Origin of the sequence: Pseudomonas sp. ok266, from assembly GCF_900110195.1 — a bacterium.
Lineage (GTDB): Bacteria > Pseudomonadota > Gammaproteobacteria > Pseudomonadales > Pseudomonadaceae > Aquipseudomonas > Aquipseudomonas neuropathica.
This window is the reverse complement of the sequence record NZ_FOCU01000008.1, coordinates 1-18579: the sequence shown is the minus strand read 5'-3', so window position 1 is coordinate 18579 and position 18579 is coordinate 1. Positions and strand designations below refer to the sequence as shown.

The following is an 18579-nucleotide window of genomic DNA, read 5'->3' as shown; positions in this document are numbered from 1 at the left end:
GAAACTGCCGGCTAATCGGCTTGCTGGGAAGTATCGATCATCCATGTGACACCTACAAATTCATTAACTTGCAAGCTTCGATAGATAATTACTAATTATGTTTCCCGGCACATAGTGACAACAGAGACATGTCAGAAGCTTGTATGAACAGCGCATTTTCTTGCGGACACAAAAAACCGGGCACTAGGCCCGGTTTTTTGTTTCAGACTGACGTCTTACTCGGCGGATACAGCTTCGCCGGCAGTAGCACGATCAACCAACTCGACGTACGCCATAGGCGCGTTGTCGCCAGCGCGGAAACCGCACTTGAGGATGCGCAGGTAGCCACCCTCACGGGTAGCGTAACGCTTGCCCAGGTCGTTGAAGAGCTTACCAACGATAGCTTTCGAACGAGTACGGTCGAAAGCCAGACGGCGGTTAGCCAGGCTATCTGTCTTGGCCAGAGTGATCAGCGGCTCAGCAACGCGACGCAGTTCTTTGGCTTTTGGCAGAGTAGTTTTGATCAGCTCGTGCTCGAACAGCGACACCGCCATGTTTTGGAACATGGCCTTGCGGTGCGAGCTGGTGCGGCTCAGGTGACGACCACTTTTACGATGACGCATGGTTCATTCCTTACCAAACACTACGTTCGGTGATTACGACGATCAGGCAGTCGCCTTGTCGTCCTTCTTAAGACTTGCAGGCGGCCAGTTGTCGAGGCGCATGCCGAGGGACAGACCGCGGGAGGCCAGAACGTCCTTGATTTCAGTCAAGGATTTCTTGCCCAGGTTCGGAGTCTTCAACAGCTCTACTTCGGTACGCTGAATCAGGTCACCGATGTAGTAGATGTTTTCCGCCTTAAGGCAGTTAGCCGAACGTACAGTCAGTTCCAGATCGTCAACCGGGCGAAGCAGGATCGGATCGATCTCGTCTTCCTGCTCGACAACCACTGGCTCACTGTCACCTTTGAGGTCGACGAACGCAGCCAACTGCTGTTGCAGGATGGTTGCAGCGCGGCGGATAGCCTCTTCAGGATCCAGGGTACCGTTGGTTTCCAGATCAATAACCAGCTTGTCCAGGTTGGTACGCTGCTCGACACGGGCGTTTTCCACCACGTATGCGATACGGCGAACCGGGCTGAACGAAGAGTCAAGCTGCAAGCGACCGATGCTGCGGCTTTCGTCTTCATCGCTCTGACGCGAGTCGGCTGGTTCATAACCACGACCACGAGCTACGGTGAGCTTCATGTTCAGGGCGCCGTTAGACGCCAGGTTAGCGATTACGTGATCGGGATTAACGATCTCGACATCATGATCCAGCTGAATATCGGCAGCGGTAACCACCCCCGAACCCTTCTTCGACAAGGTCAGCGTAACTTCGTCACGACCGTGCAGCTTGATGGCCAGACCTTTAAGGTTCAACAGGATTTCAATTACGTCTTCCTGTACACCTTCGATGGCGCTGTACTCGTGGAGCACACCGTCAATCTCGGCCTCGACTACTGCGCAGCCGGGCATTGAGGACAACAGGATGCGTCGCAGCGCGTTGCCCAGGGTGTGGCCAAAACCACGCTCGAGAGGCTCGAGAGTGATCTTGGCGCGGGTTGGACTGACAACCTGCACATCAATGTGGCGGGGTGTCAGGAACTCATTTACCGAAATCTGCATGGATGCACCTATTTTCTAGCCCTTACTTGGAGTAGAGCTCGACAATCAGGCTTTCGTTGATGTCGGCGGACAGATCACTGCGAGCAGGAACGTTCTTGAAAACGCCCGACTTCTTCTCAGTGTCTACTTCTACCCATTCTACGCGGCCACGTTGGGCACACAGATCGAGAGCTTGGACAATGCGAAGTTGGTTTTTTGCTTTCTCGCGAACTGCAACCACGTCACCAGCACGAACCTGATACGACGGAACGTTTACGGTCTGACCGTTAACGCTGATCGACTTGTGCGATACCAGCTGACGGGATTCGGCACGAGTCGAACCAAAGCCCATACGGTATACAACGTTGTCCAGACGGCATTCGAGCAGTTGCAGCAGGTTTTCACCGGTTGCACCTTTCTTGCCAGCAGCTTCTTTGTAGTAGCCGCTGAACTGACGCTCGAGAACGCCGTAGATACGACGGACCTTCTGCTTTTCACGCAGTTGGGTGCCGTAATCGGACTGGCGACCGCGGCGTTGGCCGTGGATACCAGGTGCTGCTTCAATGTTGCACTTCGATTCGATCGCGCGCACGCCGCTCTTCAGGAAGAGATCGGTGCCTTCGCGACGAGCGAGTTTGCATTTTGGACCAATGTAACGAGCCATTCTTTACAATCTCCTGGATTACACGCGGCGCTTCTTCGGCGGACGGCACCCGTTGTGCGGGATTGGCGTCACGTCGGTGATGCTGGCGATCTTGTAGCCACAGCCGTTCAAAGCGCGGACTGCGGATTCACGACCTGGACCTGGGCCCTTGACGTTAACGTCGAGGTTTTTCAGGCCGTATTCCAGCGCAGCTTGACCAGCACGTTCAGCAGCTACTTGAGCAGCAAACGGGGTGGACTTGCGGGAACCGCGGAAACCCGAACCACCGGAGGTAGCCCAGGAAAGAGCGTTACCTTGACGGTCGGTAATGGTCACGATGGTGTTGTTAAAAGATGCATGGATGTGGGCGATGCCATCAACCACTGTCTTTTTAACTTTTTTACGAGGACGAGCAGCAGGTTTTGCCATGATTAAATTCCTGTCGATTCGCTGGGGCGATTACTTGCGGATCGGCTTACGCGGACCTTTACGGGTACGCGCGTTGGTCTTGGTACGCTGACCGCGTACTGGCAGACCACGACGATGACGCAGACCGCGATAGCAACCGAGGTCCATCAAGCGCTTGATTTTCATGTTGATTTCGCGACGCAGGTCACCTTCAGTGGTGAACTTCGCCACTTCGCCACGCAGCTGTTCAATTTGCTCGTCGCTCAGATCTTTGATCTTTGCTGCTGGGTTTACCCCAGTCACTGCACAGATCTTCTGCGCAGTAGTGCGACCAACACCATAGATGTAGGTCAGCGAGATAACAGTATGCTTGTTATCTGGAATGTTAACGCCTGCAATACGGGCCATTCAGTGGGACTCCAATTGACAGCTACCTACGCCCCGGAAGCCAAGAAATAGGGCGCGAGATAATATCGCTGTAATAACAAATAATCAACCCGGTAGCGCACTAGCTACCGGGCTTGAAGCACAATCACACTCAGCCTTGGCGCTGTTTGTGACGCGGTTCCGCGCTGCAAATTACTCGAACAACACCTTCGCGGCGAATAATCTTGCAGTTACGGCACAGCTTTTTCACCGATGCACGAACTTTCATCACCAACTCCTCGAACCTTATGGGTACTCAGCGCAACATGCCGCTGCCGTAACCCTTCAGGTTGGCTTTCTTCATCAGGGATTCGTACTGGTGCGAAACGAGGTGCGATTGTACTTGGGACATGAAGTCCATCACAACCACGACCACGATCAGCAACGAGGTCCCGCCAAGGTAGAACGGAACGTTTGCTGCAACCACAAGGAACTGGGGCAACAGACACACGGCCGTCATGTAAAGAGCACCGAACATGGTCAAGCGGGTCAGAACGCCATCAATGTAGCGCGCCGACTGCTCACCTGGACGGATGCCCGGAATAAAGGCACCGGACTTCTTCAGGTTTTCCGCTACGTCTTTCGGATTGAACATCAACGCCGTATAGAAGAAGCAGAAGAAAATAATCCCTGCACTAAACAGCAGAATATTCAACGGCTGACCAGGAGCGATCGACTGCGAGATGTCCTGCAACCAGCCCATACCTTCAGACTGACCGAACCAGGCACCCAACGAAGCCGGGAACAGCAAAATGCTGCTCGCGAAAATAGCCGGAATAACACCGGCCATGTTCACCTTCAACGGCAGGTGGCTAGTCTGCGCAGCAAAAACCTTGCGGCCCTGCTGACGCTTGGCGTAGTGAACAGCGATACGACGCTGACCACGCTCAATGAACACCACGAAACCGATAATCGCTACTGCCAGCAAACCGATGGCAACCAAGGCGAAGATGTTGATATCACCCTGACGCGCAGACTCGAAAGACTGCCCGATTGCTCTCGGAAGACCGGCGACGATACCCGAAAAAATCAACATCGAGATACCGTTACCTACACCACGCTCAGTAATCTGCTCACCCAGCCACATCATGAACATCGCACCAGCCACAAAAGTGGATACCGCGACGAAATGGAAGCCAAAGTCACCAGTGAACGCAACGCCCTGCCCCGCCAGACCAATGGACATGCCAATAGCCTGAACGAGAGCGAGGACGACGGTGCCGTAGCGGGTGTACTGGCTGATCTTGCGACGGCCAGCTTCACCTTCCTTCTTCAACTGCTCCAGCTGCGGACTGACGGCGGTCATCAGTTGCATGATGATCGATGCCGAAATGTACGGCATGATCCCCAATGCAAAGATGCTCATCCGTTCCAGCGCGCCGCCGGAGAACATGTTGAACAAGCTAAGAATGGTCCCCTCATTCTGTCGAAACAGGTCTGCGAGTCGGTCCGGGTTGATACCTGGAACCGGGATGTGTGCGCCTATTCGGTAGACGATAATCGCCAGGAACAGAAAACGCAGACGAGCCCAGAGTTCAGACATACCGCCTTTGCCGAGCGCAGAGAGAGCACCTTGCTTAGCCATTTATTCCTCGAACTTGCCGCCAGCTGCTTCGATAGCCGCACGCGCACCTTTGGTGGCGCCGATTCCCTTGCCGATAGTGACAGCGCGAGTCACTTCACCGGACAGCATGATTTTCACACGCTGTACGTTGACGTTGATCACGTTGGCATCTTTCAGGGACTGCACGGTGACGATGTCGCCTTCCACTTTAGCCAGCTCGGACAGACGCACTTCTGCGCGGTCCATGGCTTTCAGGGAAACGAAACCGAACTTCGGCAGGCGACGATGCAGCGGCTGTTGACCGCCTTCAAAGCCTGGAGCAATGGTGCCACCGGAACGGGAGGTCTGACCTTTGTGACCACGGCCACCAGTCTTACCCAAACCGCTACCGATACCACGGCCCGGACGATGCTTTTCGCGACGGGAACCCGGCGCTGGACTCAGATCATTGAGTTTCATCGATTAACCCTCGACACGCAGCATGTAGTAAGCCTTGTTGATCATCCCGCGATTCTCGGGAGTATCCTGGACTTCTACAGTGTGACCGATGCGACGCAGACCCAGACCCTTAACGCACAGTTTGTGGTTAGGGATGCGGCCGGTCATGCTTTTGATCAGCGTTACTTTAACGGTAGCCATGATCAGAAGATCTCCTTGACGCTTTTGCCACGCTTGGCGGCAATGGATTCAGGAGACTGCATAGCTTTCAAACCTTTGAAAGTGGCGTGAACCACGTTTACCGGGTTAGTCGAGCCGTAGCACTTGGCCAGAACGTTCTGAACGCCAGCAACTTCGAGGACAGCACGCATAGCGCCGCCAGCGATGATACCGGTACCTTCAGAAGCAGGCTGCATGTACACCTTCGAAGCGCCGTGAGCGGACTTCATTGCGTACTGCAGAGTGGTGCCGTTCAGATCAACTTGGATCATGTTGCGGCGAGCAGCTTCCATTGCCTTCTGGATCGCAGCAGGCACTTCACGCGACTTGCCACGGCCGAAGCCAACACGCCCTTTACCATCACCCACCACGGTCAACGCAGTGAAAGTGAAGATACGGCCGCCTTTAACGGTTTTGGCTACGCGGTTAACTTGAACCAGCTTCTCAATGTAGCCTTCGTCGCGCTTTTGGTCGTTATTTGACATAACTTAGAACTCCAGCCCAGCTTCACGAGCAGCATCAGCCAGCGCTTTAACGCGGCCGTGGTACTTGAAGCCAGAGCGGTCGAAAGCCACTTGCGAGACGCCAGCGGCCTTAGCACGCGTAGCGACCAGCTGGCCAACCTTTGTGGCCGCGTCGATGTTGCCAGTGGCGCCATCACGCAGTTCTTTATCCAAAGTCGAGGCACTTGCCAGGACTTTGTTGCCGTCGGCCGAGATGACCTGGGCGTAGATGTGCTGCGACGAGCGGAACACGCAGAGACGCACGACTTCGAGTTCGTGCATTTTCAGGCGTGCTTTGCGAGCGCGACGCAGTCGAGTAACTTTTTTGTCGGTCATTTGCTATGCCCTACTTCTTCTTGGCTTCTTTACGACGGACGACTTCGTCCGCGTAGCGCACACCTTTGCCTTTGTACGGCTCTGGTGGACGGAAGTCGCGGATCTCAGCGGCCACTTGACCTACCAGCTGCTTGTCGATGCCCTTGATCAGGATATCGGTCTGGCTAGGAGTCTCAGCGGTGATGCCTTCCGGCAGTTCGTAATCCACTGGGTGCGAGAAGCCAAGGGCCAGGTTCAAAACCGTGCCTTTTGCTTGCGCCTTGTAACCAACACCGACCAGCTGGAGCTTGCGCTCGAAGCCTTGGCTTACGCCTTGGACCATGTTGTTTACCAACGCACGCGTGGTACCGGCCATTGCGCGAGTTTGTTGATCGCCATTGCGAGCAGCGAAACGCAGCTCACCAGCTTCTTCAACGATCTCAACGGACGAATGGATGTTCAGTTCAAGAGTACCCTTGGCACCCTTCACCGAAAGCTGTTGGCCTGCGAATTTTACTTCGACACCGGCTGGCAGCTTAACGGGGTTCTTAGCGACGCGAGACATGCTTATCCCCCCTTAGAACACAGTGCAAAGAACTTCGCCGCCGACACCGGCAGCGCGCGCAGCACGATCCGTCATCACACCTTTGTTGGTGGAGACGATAGACACGCCAAGACCGCCACGAACTTTCGGCAGATCTTCAACGGACTTGTACTGACGCAGGCCTGGACGACTAACGCGCTTCACTTCTTCGATAACCGGACGGCCTTCGAAGTACTTCAGCTCGATGGACAACGACGGCTTAGCGTCGGTGGTGATCTGAAAATCCGCGATGTAACCTTCGTCCTTCAGGACTTTTGCTACAGCCACCTTCAGCGTGGAAGACGGCATGCTTACGACAGACTTTTCAGCCATCTGGGCATTACGGATTCGAGTTAGCATGTCCGCTAACGGGTCCTGCATACTCATGGGCTAGACGCTCCTAATACAGAAAAATTAGCCTTGCGGCTACTACTTGTCGCCGAGAACTTCCGGGCATGAAAAACACGGGCTCAGGCGAGCCGGTCATTCTAGACACACCCCAGAAATGAATCAAGCCCCAAAAGGGGCTTGATTCAGATTCAAGGCCACCGATGGTCAGGTTCTTGCGAACCCGAACATCGAGACTTTGACAGCAATTACCAGCTGGCTTTAACCAGACCTGGTACGTCACCACGCATTGCAGCTTCACGCAGCTTGTTACGGCCAAGGCCGAACTTGCGGTAAACGCCGTGCGGACGACCAGTCAGGCGGCAACGGTTACGCATGCGCGAAGCGCTTGCGTCACGTGGTTGCTTCTGCAGAGCTACGGTAGCTTCCCAACGCGCTTCTGGACTTGCGTTCAGATCAACGATGATAGCTTTCAGCGCTGCACGCTTGGTGGCGTACTTGGCAACGGTGAGCTGACGCTTCAGCTCACGGTTTTTCATGCTCTTCTTGGCCATTTTCCTACTCCAATCAGTTGCGGAACGGGAATTTGAAAGCACGCAGCAGAGCGCGGCCTTCATCATCGTTCTTGGCAGTGGTGGTCAGGGTAATGTCCAGACCGCGGAGAGCATCGATCTTGTCGTAGTCGATTTCCGGGAAAATGATCTGCTCTTTCACGCCCATGCTGTAGTTGCCACGACCATCGAAGGACTTGGCATTCAGGCCGCGGAAGTCGCGAACCCGAGGCAGGGAGATCGACAACAGACGATCCAGGAACTCGTACATACGCTCACGGCGCAGAGTCACCTTGACGCCGATCGGCCATCCTTCACGGACTTTAAAGCCAGCGATGGATTTACGAGCGTAGGTCACAACGACTTTTTGGCCGGTGATCTTTTCCAGGTCAGCAACAGCATGCTCGATGACTTTTTTGTCACCAACAGCTTCGCCCAGACCCATGTTCAGGGTGATTTTTGTAACGCGTGGAACTTCCATCACGTTCGAAAGCTTAAGTTCTTCCTTAAGCTTCGGTGCGATTTCCTTCCAGTAAATCTCTTTTAGTCGTGCCATGGTCTTCTACCTAGCAGTGTTCAAGCATCAACCGCTTTTTGGGTCGACTTGAAGACACGAATTTTCTTGCCGTCTTCTACTTTGAAACCAACGCGGTCAGCCTTGTTGGTTTCGCCGTTGAAAATGGCGACGTTAGAAGCGTCCAGTGGAGCTTCTTTTTCGACGATACCGCCTTGCACGCCCGACATCGGGTTAGGCTTGGTATGACGCTTTACCAGGTTCAGACCGCTGATAACCAGACGGTTATTAGCAAGAACCTTGAGCACCTTACCGCGCTTACCTTTGTCTTTGCCGGCGATCACGATGATCTCGTCGTCACGACGAATCTTTTGCATGTCGGATCTCCTTACAGCACTTCTGGGGCGAGCGAGACGATCTTCATGAACTTCTCAGTACGAAGTTCACGGGTCACTGGCCCAAAGATACGGGTGCCGATCGGCTCTTGCTTGTTGTTCAGAAGAACAGCAGCGTTGCCATCAAAGCGGATAATGGAGCCATCAGCACGACGTACGCCGTGACGAGTGCGGACTACAACAGCAGTCATCACTTGGCCTTTTTTCACTTTACCGCGAGGAATTGCTTCCTTCACGGTAACTTTGATGATGTCACCGATACCAGCGTAACGACGATGGGAGCCACCCAGCACCTTGATGCACATAACACGGCGAGCGCCGCTGTTATCGGCCACATCGAGCATGGATTGAGTCTGAATCATATAATTTCTCCGACCCCTAGTCCTTAGACTTCCACAGCGCGTTCGAGAACATCAACCAGCGCCCAAGACTTGGTCTTGGCCATAGGACGAGTTTCACGAATAGTGACTTTGTCGCCGATGTGGCACTGGTTGGTTTCGTCGTGCGCGTGCAGCTTAGTCGAACGCTTAACGTATTTACCGTAGATCGGGTGCTTTACGCGACGCTCGATCAGTACGGTGATGGTTTTGTCCATCTTGTCGCTGACAACACGGCCAGTCAGCGTACGGACAGTTTTTTCGGCTTCAGCCATGATCACTTACCTGCCTGCTGGTTGAGCACAGTCTTCACGCGAGCGATGTCACGTTTAACTTGCGAGAGCAGATGAGACTGCCCCAACTGGCCAGTTGCTTTCTGCATACGCAGATTGAACTGGTCGCGCAGCAAGCCGAGCAGTTGCTCGTTCAGCTGCTGTGCGGATTTTTCACGAAGTTCATTCGCTTTCATCACATCACCGTCCGTTTAACAAAGGCGGTGGCGAGCGGCAGCTTTGCAGCAGCCAGGGCAAAAGCCTCACGCGCCAGCTCTTCAGAAACACCCTCGATTTCATACAGGACTTTGCCTGGCTGAATCTGGGCAACCCAGTACTCCACACTACCCTTACCTTTACCCATACGAACTTCGAGGGGCTTTTTGGAAATAGGCTTGTCCGGGAATACACGGATCCAGATCTTGCCGCCACGTTTAACGTGACGGGTCAGAGCACGACGCGCTGACTCGATCTGACGAGCGGTGAGACGACCACGAGCTACAGACTTCAGCGCGAACTCGCCGAAGCTGACTTTGCTACCGCGCTGAGCCAGACCACGGTTGTGGCCTGTCATCTGCTTGCGGAACTTCGTACGCTTAGGTTGCAACATTTGGCGTACCCCTTACTTAGCAGCTTTTTTACGAGGCGCTGGTGCTTGTGGTTTCAGCTCTTCTTGGCGACCACCAATTACTTCGCCTTTGAAGATCCAAACCTTTACACCGATCACACCGTAAGTGGTGTGAGCTTCGTAGTTGGCATAGTCGATGTCGGCACGCAGGGTGTGCAACGGCACACGACCTTCGCGATACCATTCAGTACGTGCGATTTCAGCACCGCCGAGACGACCGCTCACTTGGATTTTGATGCCCTTGGCACCAATGCGCATGGCGTTCTGTACTGCGCGCTTCATAGCGCGACGGAACATTACACGACGCTCCAGCTGCTGAGCTACGCTCTGCGCAACCAGCATACCGTCGAGCTCCGGCTTGCGGATCTCTTCGATATTGATGTGCACAGGCACACCCATTTGCTTGGTCAGGTCCTGACGCAGTTTCTCAACATCTTCACCTTTCTTCCCGATAACGATACCTGGACGAGCGGTGTGGATGGTGATACGTGCAGTTTGGGCCGGACGATGGATATCGATACGGCTTACGGACGCGCTTTTTAGTTTGTCTTGGAGATACTCACGCACTTTCAGATCTGCGAACAAGTAGTCCGCATAAGTCCGACCGTCTGCGTACCAGACGGAGGTGTGCTCCTTGACGATTCCCAGGCGAATGCCAATGGGATGTACTTTCTGACCCATCTCTTCGACTCCGTTACTTGTCAGCAACCTTGACAGTGATATGGCAAGACCGCTTGACGATGCGATCAGCACGGCCTTTGGCACGTGGCATGATGCGCTTCAGCGAACGCCCTTCGTTGACGAAAACGGTGCTGACCTTCAGGTCATCAACGTCTGCGCCTTCGTTATGCTCGGCGTTGGCTACGGCCGACTCCAGCACTTTCTTCATGATCTCGGCGGCTTTCTTACTGCTGAAAGCCAACAAGTTGAGCGCTTCGCCCACCTTCTTCCCGCGGATCTGGTCGGCGACCAAGCGGGCTTTCTGGGCGGAGATTCGAGCGCCCGACAACTTAGCGGCTACTTCCATTTCCTAACCCCTTAACGCTTGGCTTTCTTGTCAGCCACGTGCCCGCGATAGTTGCGGGTACCGGCGAACTCGCCCAGTTTGTGGCCGACCATGTCTTCGTTAACGAGAACTGGGACGTGCTGACGACCGTTGTGTACTGCGATGGTCAGACCGACCATTTGTGGCAGGATCATCGAACGACGCGACCAAGTCTTAATTGGTTTGCGATCGTTCTTTTCCGCCGCCACTTCGATCTTCTTCAGTAGGTGAAGATCAATAAAAGGACCTTTTTTCAGAGAACGTGGCACTGTCGTATCCCTCTATTTACTTGCGACGACGGACGATCATTTTGTCGGTACGCTTATTACCACGAGTCTTCGCGCCCTTAGTCGGGAAGCCCCATGGCGATACCGGATGACGACCACCAGAGGTACGACCTTCACCACCACCATGTGGGTGGTCAACCGGGTTCATGGCAACACCACGAACGGTTGGGCGAACGCCACGCCAGCGCTTGGCACCAGCTTTACCCAACGAACGCAGGCTGTGCTCGGAGTTCGAGACTTCGCCCAGGGTCGCACGGCATTCAGCCAGGACTTTACGCATTTCACCGGAACGCAGACGCAGGGTAACGTAAACGCCTTCACGAGCGATCAGCTGAGCCGAAGCACCAGCGGAACGAGCGATCTGCGCGCCTTTACCTGGCTTCAGTTCGATGCCGTGTACGGTAGAACCGACTGGAATGTTGCGCAGTTGCAGAGCGTTGCCTGGCTTGATTGGAGCCAGAGCGCCTGCGATCAGCTGGTCGCCAGCACTCACGCCTTTAGGGGCGATGATGTAGCGGCGCTCGCCGTCTGCGTAGCAGAGCAGTGCGATGTGAGCAGTACGGTTTGGATCGTATTCGACACGCTCGACAGTGGCGACGATGCCATCTTTGTCGTTGCGACGGAAATCGACCATACGATAATGCTGCTTATGACCACCACCGATGTGACGCGTGGTAATACGGCCATTGTTGTTACGACCACCAGTCTTCGATTTTTTCTCGAGCAGCGGTGCGTGAGGAGCGCCTTTATGCAGCTCCTGGTTGACCACCTTGACCACAAAACGGCGGCCAGGGGAAGTCGGTTTGCATTTAACGATTGCCATGATGCACCCCTTCCTTACTCAGCACTGCTGCTGAAATCGAGATCTTGGCCTGGCTGAAGGGAGATAACTGCCTTCTTCCAGTCATTACGCTTGCCCAGACCGCGAGCAGTGCGCTTGCTCTTACCCAGAACATTCAGGGTAGTGACGCGCTCTACTTTCACGCTGAACAGGCTTTCGACGGCCTTCTTGATTTCCAGCTTGGTTGCGTCAGTAGCAACCTTGAAAACGAACTGGCCTTTCTTGTCTGCCAGAACCGTAGCCTTCTCGGAAACGTGCGGGCCAAGCAGAACTTTAAATACGCGTTCCTGGTTCATCCCAGCAGCTCCTCGAATTTCTTCACGGCCGACACGGTGATCAACACCTTGTCGTATGCGATCAGACTAACTGGATCGGAACCTTGAACGTCACGTACATCTACGTGCGGCAGGTTACGAGCAGCCAGGTACAGGTTCTGATCAACAGCGTCCGACACGATCAAAACGTCGGTCAGGCTCATGTTGTTCAGCTTGCCCAGCAGATCTTTGGTTTTCGGAGTTTCAACAGCGAAATCCTGAACCACGACCAGACGATCAGTACGCACCAGCTCAGCAAGGATGGAACGCATTGCTGCGCGATACATCTTCTTGTTCAGCTTCTGGGAGTGATCCTGTGGACGTGCTGCAAAAGTGGTACCGCCGCCACGCCAGATTGGGCTACGGATAGTACCGGCACGAGCACGGCCAGTACCTTTCTGACGCCATGGGCGCTTACCGCCACCACGAACGTCGGAACGGGTCTTCTGCTGCTTGGTACCTTGACGGCCGCCGGCCATGTAGGCCACGACTGCTTGGTGAACCAGCGTCTCGTTGAATTCGCCGCCAAATGTCAGTTCGGAAACTTCGATCGCTTGAGCGTCATTTACATTTAATTGCATGTCAGCTTCCCCTTAACCGCGAGCCTTGGCTGCTGGACGTACAACCAGGTTGCCGCCAGTAGCGCCAGGAACAGCACCCTTGACCAACAACAGATTGCGTTCAGCGTCCACGCGCACTACTTCCAGGGACTGCACGGTCACGCGCTCAGCGCCCATATGACCGGACATTTTTTTGCCCTTGAATACACGACCAGGAGTCTGGCACTGGCCGATAGAGCCTGGGACGCGGTGGGATACGGAGTTACCGTGGGTGTTATCTTGCCCGCGGAAATTCCAACGCTTGATCGTACCCTGGAAGCCTTTACCCTTGGACTGACCGGTTACATCAACCAGTTGACCAGCGGCGAAGATTTCAGCGTTGATCAGATCGCCAGCCTGGTACTCGCCTTCTTCAAGACGGAATTCCATGGTAGTGCGACCAGCGGCAACGTTCGCTTTAGCGAAGTGGCCAGCCTGAGCTGCTGTTACACGCGAAGCACGACGCTCGCCGACAGTGACTTGCACTGCACGATAGCCATCGGTCTCTTCAGTTTTGAACTGGGTGACGCGATTCGGCTCGATCTCAATGACCGTGACCGGAATGGAGACACCTTCTTCGGTGAAAATACGGGTCATACCGCATTTACGACCGACTACACCAATAGTCATGTTGTAAACCTCATGAGTGTACGGGGCTTTCACCCGCTATGGCCGCCCATTTCAGAGCGTTACACGACTAAGACCGAGTCTTAGCCGAGGCTGATCTGCACTTCCACACCGGCCGCAAGATCAAGCTTCATAAGAGCATCAACGGTTTTATCCGTTGGCTGGACAATGTCCAGAACGCGCTTATGAGTGCGGATTTCGTACTGGTCGCGCGCGTCTTTGTTGACGTGCGGAGAAACCAGAACGGTGAACCGCTCTTTACGGGTAGGCAGTGGAATTGGACCACGCACTTGAGCACCAGTACGTTTCGCGGTTTCCACGATTTCCTGGGTTGATTGGTCGATCAGGCGATGGTCGAAAGCCTTCAACCTGATACGGATTTGCTGATTTTGCATTGGATTTCAGACTCCGGCTGCTATTCCCACCGAGCGCAATACGCCCGTTAAAAGGAGGCGCAATTCTATAGACGCCCCAGATGGGTGTCAACCCAATAAAAAAGCCCCCGCTGAGCGGGGGCTTTTTTCAAAGCATCAAGCAAACTCTAAAAAAGAGAATTACTCGATGATTTTGGCTACGACGCCAGCGCCGACGGTACGACCGCCTTCACGGATAGCGAAACGCAGACCGTCTTCCATCGCGATGGTTTTGATCAGGGTAACAGTCATCTGAATGTTGTCACCTGGCATTACCATTTCAACGCCTTCTGGCAGCTCGCAGTTACCAGTCACGTCAGTAGTACGGAAGTAGAACTGTGGACGGTAGCCTTTGAAGAACGGAGTGTGACGACCGCCTTCTTCCTTGCTCAGAACGTAAACTTCTGCGGTGAACTTGGTGTGCGGCTTAACCGAACCCGGCTTAACCAGAACCTGACCACGTTCAACGTCGTCACGCTTGGTACCACGCAGCAGAACGCCGCAGTTCTCGCCAGCACGACCTTCGTCGAGCAGCTTGCGGAACATTTCAACACCGGTGCAAGTAGTAACGGTGGTGTCACGCAGACCAACGATTTCCAGCGGATCCTGAACGCGAACGATACCGCGCTCGATACGACCAGTCACAACAGTACCGCGACCCGAGATCGAGAATACGTCTTCGATTGGCATCAGGAATGGCTTGTCGATCATACGAACTGGTTCTGGGATGTAAGCATCCAGAGTCTCAACCAGTTTCTTGACGGCAGTGGTGCCCATCTCGTTGTCGTCTTTGCCTTCCAGAGCCATACGAGCCGAACCGATGATGATTGGAGTGTCATCGCCCGGGAAGTCGTAGGTGGACAACAGGTCACGAACTTCCATCTCAACCAGTTCCAGCAGCTCTGCGTCATCTACCAGGTCAGCCTTGTTCAGGAAAACCACGATGTACGGAACGCCTACCTGACGGGACAGCAGGATGTGCTCACGGGTTTGCGGCATCGGACCATCAGCGGCCGAGCAAACCAGAATAGCGCCGTCCATTTGAGCAGCACCAGTGATCATGTTCTTCACATAGTCAGCGTGACCCGGGCAGTCAACGTGAGCGTAGTGACGGATCTTCGAGTTGTACTCAACGTGTGCGGTGTTGATGGTGATACCGCGAGCTTTTTCTTCTGGTGCGCTGTCGATCTTGTCGAAGTCAACGATTGCGGAACCGAAAACTTCCGAGCAAACGCGAGTCAGAGCAGCAGTCAGAGTGGTTTTACCGTGGTCAACGTGACCAATGGTCCCAACGTTGACGTGGGGCAGGGAACGATCAAATTTTTCCTTAGCCATCGATATCACCCTCAACAGAAGAAATTAGACAAACAATATCAGCCATTAAAACAAAGGCAGATATTTTCATATCTGCCTTGTTATATGGAGCTCTTGAGCGGATTTGAACCGCTGACCTCACCCTTACCAAGGGTGTGCTCTACCAACTGAGCTACAAGAGCAAAACACTTTGCACAACCTGCAAACTTGGAGCGGGTAGCGGGAATCGAACCCGCATCATCAGCTTGGAAGGCTGAGGTTCTACCACTAAACTATACCCGCGGAGCCTGCAGCTCACGCTTAAATCTGGTGGAGGGAGAAGGATTCGAACCTTCGAAGTCGTAGACGTCAGATTTACAGTCTGATCCCTTTGGCCGCTCGGGAACCCCTCCTAATCAGGCCGGCATTCTATACTATGCCAAACCCCTGTCAAGCATTTTCTCATTTAAAAACCTGAGGTTAGCTGCGTTGACATCGCTTCATTTTGAATCCCTACTTAGGTCTTCGCTGTGGAGCGGGCGCCATTCTATGCAAACTATTCAGTAGGTGCAACCCCCTCACACAGCATTATTTTATGTTTTAACTCATTGAATTCGTTGGAAAGGTTTTGGAGCTGGGCATCCCCCAGCAAACGCTGGCCCTGAGGCGAAACAGACAACCAATAACCAGCCCCAGAAGAATCCCTCGACGAAGATTTTACATCGACTCCCATTTCAGCCAAACGCTGCTGGAGCGCCGTAATCGACTCCTGTCGAGAAAAACCACCAAGGAACAGACACTCTTGCCGACGCCCTCCCTGCCCCTCTCGAACATTGCTCGTCGTTTCACTGAGCAAGCGAATGTCTTGCTGGGAACCTCGATACAAACTAAGAGGCGTTACATCCTTCGCCCGCAAGGGCGCCTCCTGCTGATGCCAGACATAATAGAAAACATTAAGAACAAGAAGCAGGAGGAACAACCAACGCATACAAACCTCAGGAAAAAGGACACGCCATAGCCAGCCCCACAAACACCAGGTCAGGAACGACTCGGGCCTCAGGGGCGACAGCTGCAACCAATTCAGCATCCCCCCCAGTTATAAAGACTGCGAAGTCTTCTCTCCAGTAAGAGCGCGCCAGTTCCAACTGTGTCAATACGAAACCTCGCAACATCAATGAACACCCGCGCTCCACCGCCTCAGCAGTGGTCCGCCCAGGCGCATTGCTTGACAGCGCGCGCTCAGCCGCCAGATCTCCATAGCGAATCTTACGGGTATGCGTACGCAACTGATTTCGCATCAAAGGCATTCCGGGGCAAATAAAACCACCAAGATGCTCACCACCCGCAGCAATAAAATCTGCAGTCACTGCCGTACCGAAATCAAGCACCAGGCAAGCGCCGCCTGATGCGAGATGAAACCCGCCAAGCATGGCCAGCCATCGATCCAGCCCTAGACGCTCGTACTCTTCATAACCGTTTTTGACACCGGACATTTCACGTGCGGGCTTCGCGCACACCACCGAAATACCAAACTCACGCTCGATAATAGCGATCAAGGCATCAGTCTCCTCCGCAGTCCTGACACTGACCACGCGGCACTTACGAAGCTCAAGCCCATTGAGAGCTTTCAAACTGTCTAGCAATGCGAGATCAGAGTCGACAACCCCTTCGGAAAAGACAGCGCCAAGTGCAGCCTTCAGTACTCGCCACTTAATGAAGCTGTTCCCACAGTCGAGCTCAAGAATCATCACGCAACCTCAGGCTGAGCTCACCACCACTAAAGACTTTTTCCACACCATCCACCTTCAGGCGCAGCGCACCCTGACTATCGATTCCGAGCACAACACCATCTATCTGACTGGAACCCGCAATCAATGACACAGAGCGATCCTGCCACAAATGGTTCGCCTCCCATTCCGCCTGGAGAGCCGAAAAACCATCCACTTGATGGCGCCGGATATAAACACTTAACTGCTTACTAAGTTCTGCCACCAGGGAGTTACGGTCAGTACTCCTACCTGACTCAAGCCGAATCGAAGTCCATTGCTGGCCAACTTCATCAGCCACTTGCATGTTCACATTTACACCAATACCCAGCACCACATGGCAAACATCTGCCGGATCACCAACGAGTTCAAGGAGAATGCCGGCAATCTTCTTGTTACCCACCAAGACATCGTTGGGCCACTTCAATCCCGCACCTGGCACTCCAAAATTTCTCAGAGCCTGCAAGACAGCCAACCCAACAACAAGACTCAAGCCCTCGAGCTGGCGCATTCCACCATCAATACGCAGGACAAGGCTGTAATAAAGATTCTCTGCAAAGGGACTTACCCACTTGCGACCTCTTCGCCCACGACCAGAGACTTGGCGTTCCGCGAGCACCAAAAAGGGCGCCAAACTACCCTGGCCAATCGCCCGCAAGGCCTCAGCGTTTGTCGAGTCGACCGAATCCAAGACCATCACCGGCCAATCTGGCGCCATTGCCGATATTGCTCGAGAGTCGAGTAGCGTCAATGGAACAGCCAATTGATAGCCTCGTCCTCGCACTTTATGAATGGACAAGCCAAGCTCAGCCTCAAGATGCTGAAGCTGTTTCCATACCGCACTTCGACTTATTCCCAAGGCGGCGCCAAGATCCTGACCAGAATGGAATCGGCCATCTTTCAGGAGGTTCAACAACGTCAACATGCAGGTCTCGCCCTCACAATGAGGCCCGAATAATATCCATGACCCGGGCTGTTGCATAGAAATCAAGCAGATGCTTTTCCTGCGGGCAAAACAAAACCCCAACTGCTTTCGCAATTGGGGTTTCGGAATTTAATCTTGACGATGACCTACTCTCACATGGGGAAACCCCACACTACCATCGGCGATGCATCGTTTCACTGCTGAGTTCGGGATGGGATCAGGTGGTTCCAACGCTCTATGGTCGTCAAGAAATTCGGGTACTGACTCGTGACCAGATGGTCTCGCTTCAGCAAATTGGGTATGTGACAGCTTTCGGTGTTTTGTGAACATCGAACTTTCGGTTCGTTTCGTCTTCACACACCGCAATCTGGTCTCTTCGACGCAAATTGCTTGGGTGTTATATGGTCAAGCCTCACGGGCAATTAGTATTGGTTAGCTCAACGCCTCACAGCGCTTACACACCCAACCTATCAACGTCGTAGTCTTCGACGGCCCTTCAGGGAACTCAAGGTTCCAGTGAGATCTCATCTTGAGGCAAGTTTCCCGCTTAGATGCTTTCAGCGGTTATCTTTCCCGAACATAGCTACCCGGCAATGCCACTGGCGTGACAACCGGAACACCAGAGGTTCGTCCACTCCGGTCCTCTCGTACTAGGAGCAG

Annotated in this window: 32 protein-coding genes, 3 tRNA genes and 2 rRNA genes; all 37 read right to left on the bottom strand. The window is 53.9% G+C overall.

The window, feature by feature from the left end:
• Positions 1–215: 215 nt before the first annotated feature.
• Entirely contained in the window at positions 216–602 is a 387-nt protein-coding gene (gene rplQ / locus BMY54_RS16050; RefSeq protein WP_003176402.1) for a 50S ribosomal protein L17, read from the bottom strand.
• Between the two features lie 42 nt (positions 603–644).
• Positions 645–1646, bottom strand: coding sequence for a DNA-directed RNA polymerase subunit alpha (gene rpoA / locus BMY54_RS16045; protein ID WP_003186012.1), 1002 nt, complete (start codon positions 1644–1646; stop codon positions 645–647).
• Between the two features lie 22 nt (positions 1647–1668).
• Positions 1669–2289 carry a 30S ribosomal protein S4 gene (gene rpsD / locus BMY54_RS16040; RefSeq protein WP_003176404.1) on the bottom strand — a complete coding sequence of 207 codons (621 nt, stop codon included), beginning with the start codon at positions 2287–2289 and terminating at the stop codon, positions 1669–1671.
• Positions 2290–2307: 18 nt separating this feature from the next.
• Positions 2308–2697, bottom strand: coding sequence for a 30S ribosomal protein S11 (gene rpsK, locus BMY54_RS16035; protein ID WP_002555466.1), 390 nt, complete (start codon positions 2695–2697; stop codon positions 2308–2310).
• A gap of 30 nt (positions 2698–2727) precedes the next feature.
• Positions 2728–3084 carry a 30S ribosomal protein S13 gene (gene rpsM / locus BMY54_RS16030; protein WP_003186020.1) on the bottom strand — a complete coding sequence of 119 codons (357 nt, stop codon included), beginning with the start codon at positions 3082–3084 and terminating at the stop codon, positions 2728–2730.
• 130 nt (positions 3085–3214) lie between these two features.
• Positions 3215–3331: a 50S ribosomal protein L36 gene (gene rpmJ / locus BMY54_RS16025; protein WP_002555468.1), complete on the bottom strand. Its 117-nt coding sequence runs from the start codon at positions 3329–3331 to the stop codon at positions 3215–3217.
• Positions 3332–3358: 27 nt separating this feature from the next.
• The gene (gene secY, locus BMY54_RS16020; protein WP_003228718.1) at positions 3359–4687 is read right to left on the bottom strand and encodes a preprotein translocase subunit SecY; all 1329 of its coding nucleotides are present in this window, start codon (positions 4685–4687) and stop codon (positions 3359–3361) included.
• Positions 4688–5125 carry a 50S ribosomal protein L15 gene (gene rplO / locus BMY54_RS16015; RefSeq protein WP_003228720.1) on the bottom strand — a complete coding sequence of 146 codons (438 nt, stop codon included), beginning with the start codon at positions 5123–5125 and terminating at the stop codon, positions 4688–4690.
• Between the two features lie 3 nt (positions 5126–5128).
• Positions 5129–5305, bottom strand: a complete 177-nt coding sequence (gene rpmD / locus BMY54_RS16010; RefSeq protein ID WP_003176408.1) for a 50S ribosomal protein L30 — start codon at positions 5303–5305, stop codon at positions 5129–5131.
• 2 nt (positions 5306–5307) lie between these two features.
• Positions 5308–5808 carry a 30S ribosomal protein S5 gene (gene rpsE, locus BMY54_RS16005; protein ID WP_003186035.1) on the bottom strand — a complete coding sequence of 167 codons (501 nt, stop codon included), beginning with the start codon at positions 5806–5808 and terminating at the stop codon, positions 5308–5310.
• Between the two features lie 3 nt (positions 5809–5811).
• Complete coding sequence (gene rplR, locus BMY54_RS16000; protein WP_003186037.1) at positions 5812–6162, bottom strand: 50S ribosomal protein L18; 351 nt, start codon at positions 6160–6162, stop codon at positions 5812–5814.
• A gap of 10 nt (positions 6163–6172) precedes the next feature.
• Positions 6173–6706, bottom strand: a complete 534-nt coding sequence (gene rplF / locus BMY54_RS15995) for a 50S ribosomal protein L6 (RefSeq protein ID WP_003176412.1) — start codon at positions 6704–6706, stop codon at positions 6173–6175.
• A gap of 12 nt (positions 6707–6718) precedes the next feature.
• The gene (gene rpsH / locus BMY54_RS15990; RefSeq protein ID WP_007918458.1) at positions 6719–7111 is read right to left on the bottom strand and encodes a 30S ribosomal protein S8; all 393 of its coding nucleotides are present in this window, start codon (positions 7109–7111) and stop codon (positions 6719–6721) included.
• A gap of 209 nt (positions 7112–7320) precedes the next feature.
• A complete protein-coding gene (rpsN, locus tag BMY54_RS15985; protein WP_003228726.1) occupies positions 7321–7626 on the bottom strand; it encodes a 30S ribosomal protein S14 in 306 nt (101 codons plus the stop codon).
• 13 nt (positions 7627–7639) lie between these two features.
• The gene (gene rplE / locus BMY54_RS15980) at positions 7640–8179 is read right to left on the bottom strand and encodes a 50S ribosomal protein L5 (RefSeq protein WP_003176415.1); all 540 of its coding nucleotides are present in this window, start codon (positions 8177–8179) and stop codon (positions 7640–7642) included.
• A gap of 20 nt (positions 8180–8199) precedes the next feature.
• Positions 8200–8514, bottom strand: a complete 315-nt coding sequence (gene rplX, locus BMY54_RS15975) for a 50S ribosomal protein L24 (RefSeq protein ID WP_008081905.1) — start codon at positions 8512–8514, stop codon at positions 8200–8202.
• A gap of 11 nt (positions 8515–8525) precedes the next feature.
• On the bottom strand, positions 8526–8894 hold the full coding sequence (gene rplN, locus BMY54_RS15970; protein ID WP_002555479.1) for a 50S ribosomal protein L14: 369 nt from the start codon (positions 8892–8894) through the stop codon (positions 8526–8528).
• Positions 8895–8917: 23 nt separating this feature from the next.
• Complete coding sequence (rpsQ, locus tag BMY54_RS15965; RefSeq protein WP_003194644.1) at positions 8918–9184, bottom strand: 30S ribosomal protein S17; 267 nt, start codon at positions 9182–9184, stop codon at positions 8918–8920.
• 2 nt (positions 9185–9186) lie between these two features.
• On the bottom strand, positions 9187–9378 hold the full coding sequence (gene rpmC / locus BMY54_RS15960) for a 50S ribosomal protein L29 (RefSeq protein WP_002555481.1): 192 nt from the start codon (positions 9376–9378) through the stop codon (positions 9187–9189).
• On the bottom strand, positions 9378–9791 hold the full coding sequence (rplP, locus tag BMY54_RS15955; protein WP_007896757.1) for a 50S ribosomal protein L16: 414 nt from the start codon (positions 9789–9791) through the stop codon (positions 9378–9380). Before rplP ends, rpmC begins: the two co-directional genes overlap by 1 nt.
• A 12-nt stretch (positions 9792–9803) precedes the next feature.
• Complete coding sequence (rpsC, locus tag BMY54_RS15950) at positions 9804–10490, bottom strand: 30S ribosomal protein S3 (RefSeq protein ID WP_003176422.1); 687 nt, start codon at positions 10488–10490, stop codon at positions 9804–9806.
• A gap of 13 nt (positions 10491–10503) precedes the next feature.
• The gene (rplV, locus tag BMY54_RS15945; RefSeq protein ID WP_003103908.1) at positions 10504–10836 is read right to left on the bottom strand and encodes a 50S ribosomal protein L22; all 333 of its coding nucleotides are present in this window, start codon (positions 10834–10836) and stop codon (positions 10504–10506) included.
• Positions 10837–10847: 11 nt separating this feature from the next.
• Positions 10848–11123 (bottom strand): 30S ribosomal protein S19, encoded by a 276-nt coding sequence (gene rpsS, locus BMY54_RS15940; RefSeq protein WP_011336172.1) that lies wholly within the window; start codon positions 11121–11123, stop codon positions 10848–10850.
• Positions 11124–11139: 16 nt separating this feature from the next.
• Positions 11140–11964: a 50S ribosomal protein L2 gene (rplB, locus tag BMY54_RS15935; protein ID WP_093434403.1), complete on the bottom strand. Its 825-nt coding sequence runs from the start codon at positions 11962–11964 to the stop codon at positions 11140–11142.
• Positions 11965–11978: 14 nt separating this feature from the next.
• Positions 11979–12278: a 50S ribosomal protein L23 gene (gene rplW, locus BMY54_RS15930; RefSeq protein ID WP_002555488.1), complete on the bottom strand. Its 300-nt coding sequence runs from the start codon at positions 12276–12278 to the stop codon at positions 11979–11981.
• The gene (gene rplD, locus BMY54_RS15925) at positions 12275–12877 is read right to left on the bottom strand and encodes a 50S ribosomal protein L4 (protein WP_007918468.1); all 603 of its coding nucleotides are present in this window, start codon (positions 12875–12877) and stop codon (positions 12275–12277) included. The genes rplW and rplD overlap by 4 nt, the downstream gene beginning before the upstream one ends.
• A 12-nt stretch (positions 12878–12889) precedes the next feature.
• On the bottom strand, positions 12890–13525 hold the full coding sequence (gene rplC / locus BMY54_RS15920; protein WP_003228738.1) for a 50S ribosomal protein L3: 636 nt from the start codon (positions 13523–13525) through the stop codon (positions 12890–12892).
• A gap of 80 nt (positions 13526–13605) precedes the next feature.
• Entirely contained in the window at positions 13606–13917 is a 312-nt protein-coding gene (gene rpsJ, locus BMY54_RS15915; RefSeq protein WP_003186070.1) for a 30S ribosomal protein S10, read from the bottom strand.
• A 159-nt stretch (positions 13918–14076) separates the two neighbouring features.
• Positions 14077–15270 (bottom strand): elongation factor Tu, encoded by a 1194-nt coding sequence (tuf, locus tag BMY54_RS15910; RefSeq protein ID WP_064361246.1) that lies wholly within the window; start codon positions 15268–15270, stop codon positions 14077–14079.
• A gap of 85 nt (positions 15271–15355) precedes the next feature.
• Positions 15356–15431, bottom strand: a tRNA-Thr gene (locus BMY54_RS15905).
• A gap of 26 nt (positions 15432–15457) precedes the next feature.
• Positions 15458–15531, bottom strand: a tRNA-Gly gene (locus tag BMY54_RS15900).
• 25 nt (positions 15532–15556) lie between these two features.
• Positions 15557–15641, bottom strand: a tRNA-Tyr gene (locus tag BMY54_RS15895).
• 143 nt (positions 15642–15784) lie between these two features.
• Positions 15785–16216 (bottom strand): hypothetical protein, encoded by a 432-nt coding sequence (locus tag BMY54_RS15890; RefSeq protein WP_093434400.1) that lies wholly within the window; start codon positions 16214–16216, stop codon positions 15785–15787.
• A gap of 7 nt (positions 16217–16223) precedes the next feature.
• Positions 16224–16976 (bottom strand): pantothenate kinase, encoded by a 753-nt coding sequence (locus BMY54_RS15885; RefSeq protein ID WP_093434397.1) that lies wholly within the window; start codon positions 16974–16976, stop codon positions 16224–16226.
• Positions 16966–17919 (bottom strand): bifunctional biotin--[acetyl-CoA-carboxylase] ligase/biotin operon repressor BirA, encoded by a 954-nt coding sequence (birA, locus tag BMY54_RS15880; RefSeq protein WP_093434950.1) that lies wholly within the window; start codon positions 17917–17919, stop codon positions 16966–16968. Before birA ends, BMY54_RS15885 begins: the two co-directional genes overlap by 11 nt.
• 133 nt (positions 17920–18052) lie before the next feature.
• A 5S ribosomal RNA gene (gene rrf, locus BMY54_RS15875) occupies positions 18053–18168 on the bottom strand.
• A 152-nt stretch (positions 18169–18320) separates the two neighbouring features.
• A 23S ribosomal RNA gene (locus tag BMY54_RS15870) occupies positions 18321–18579 on the bottom strand; the annotation flags it as partial.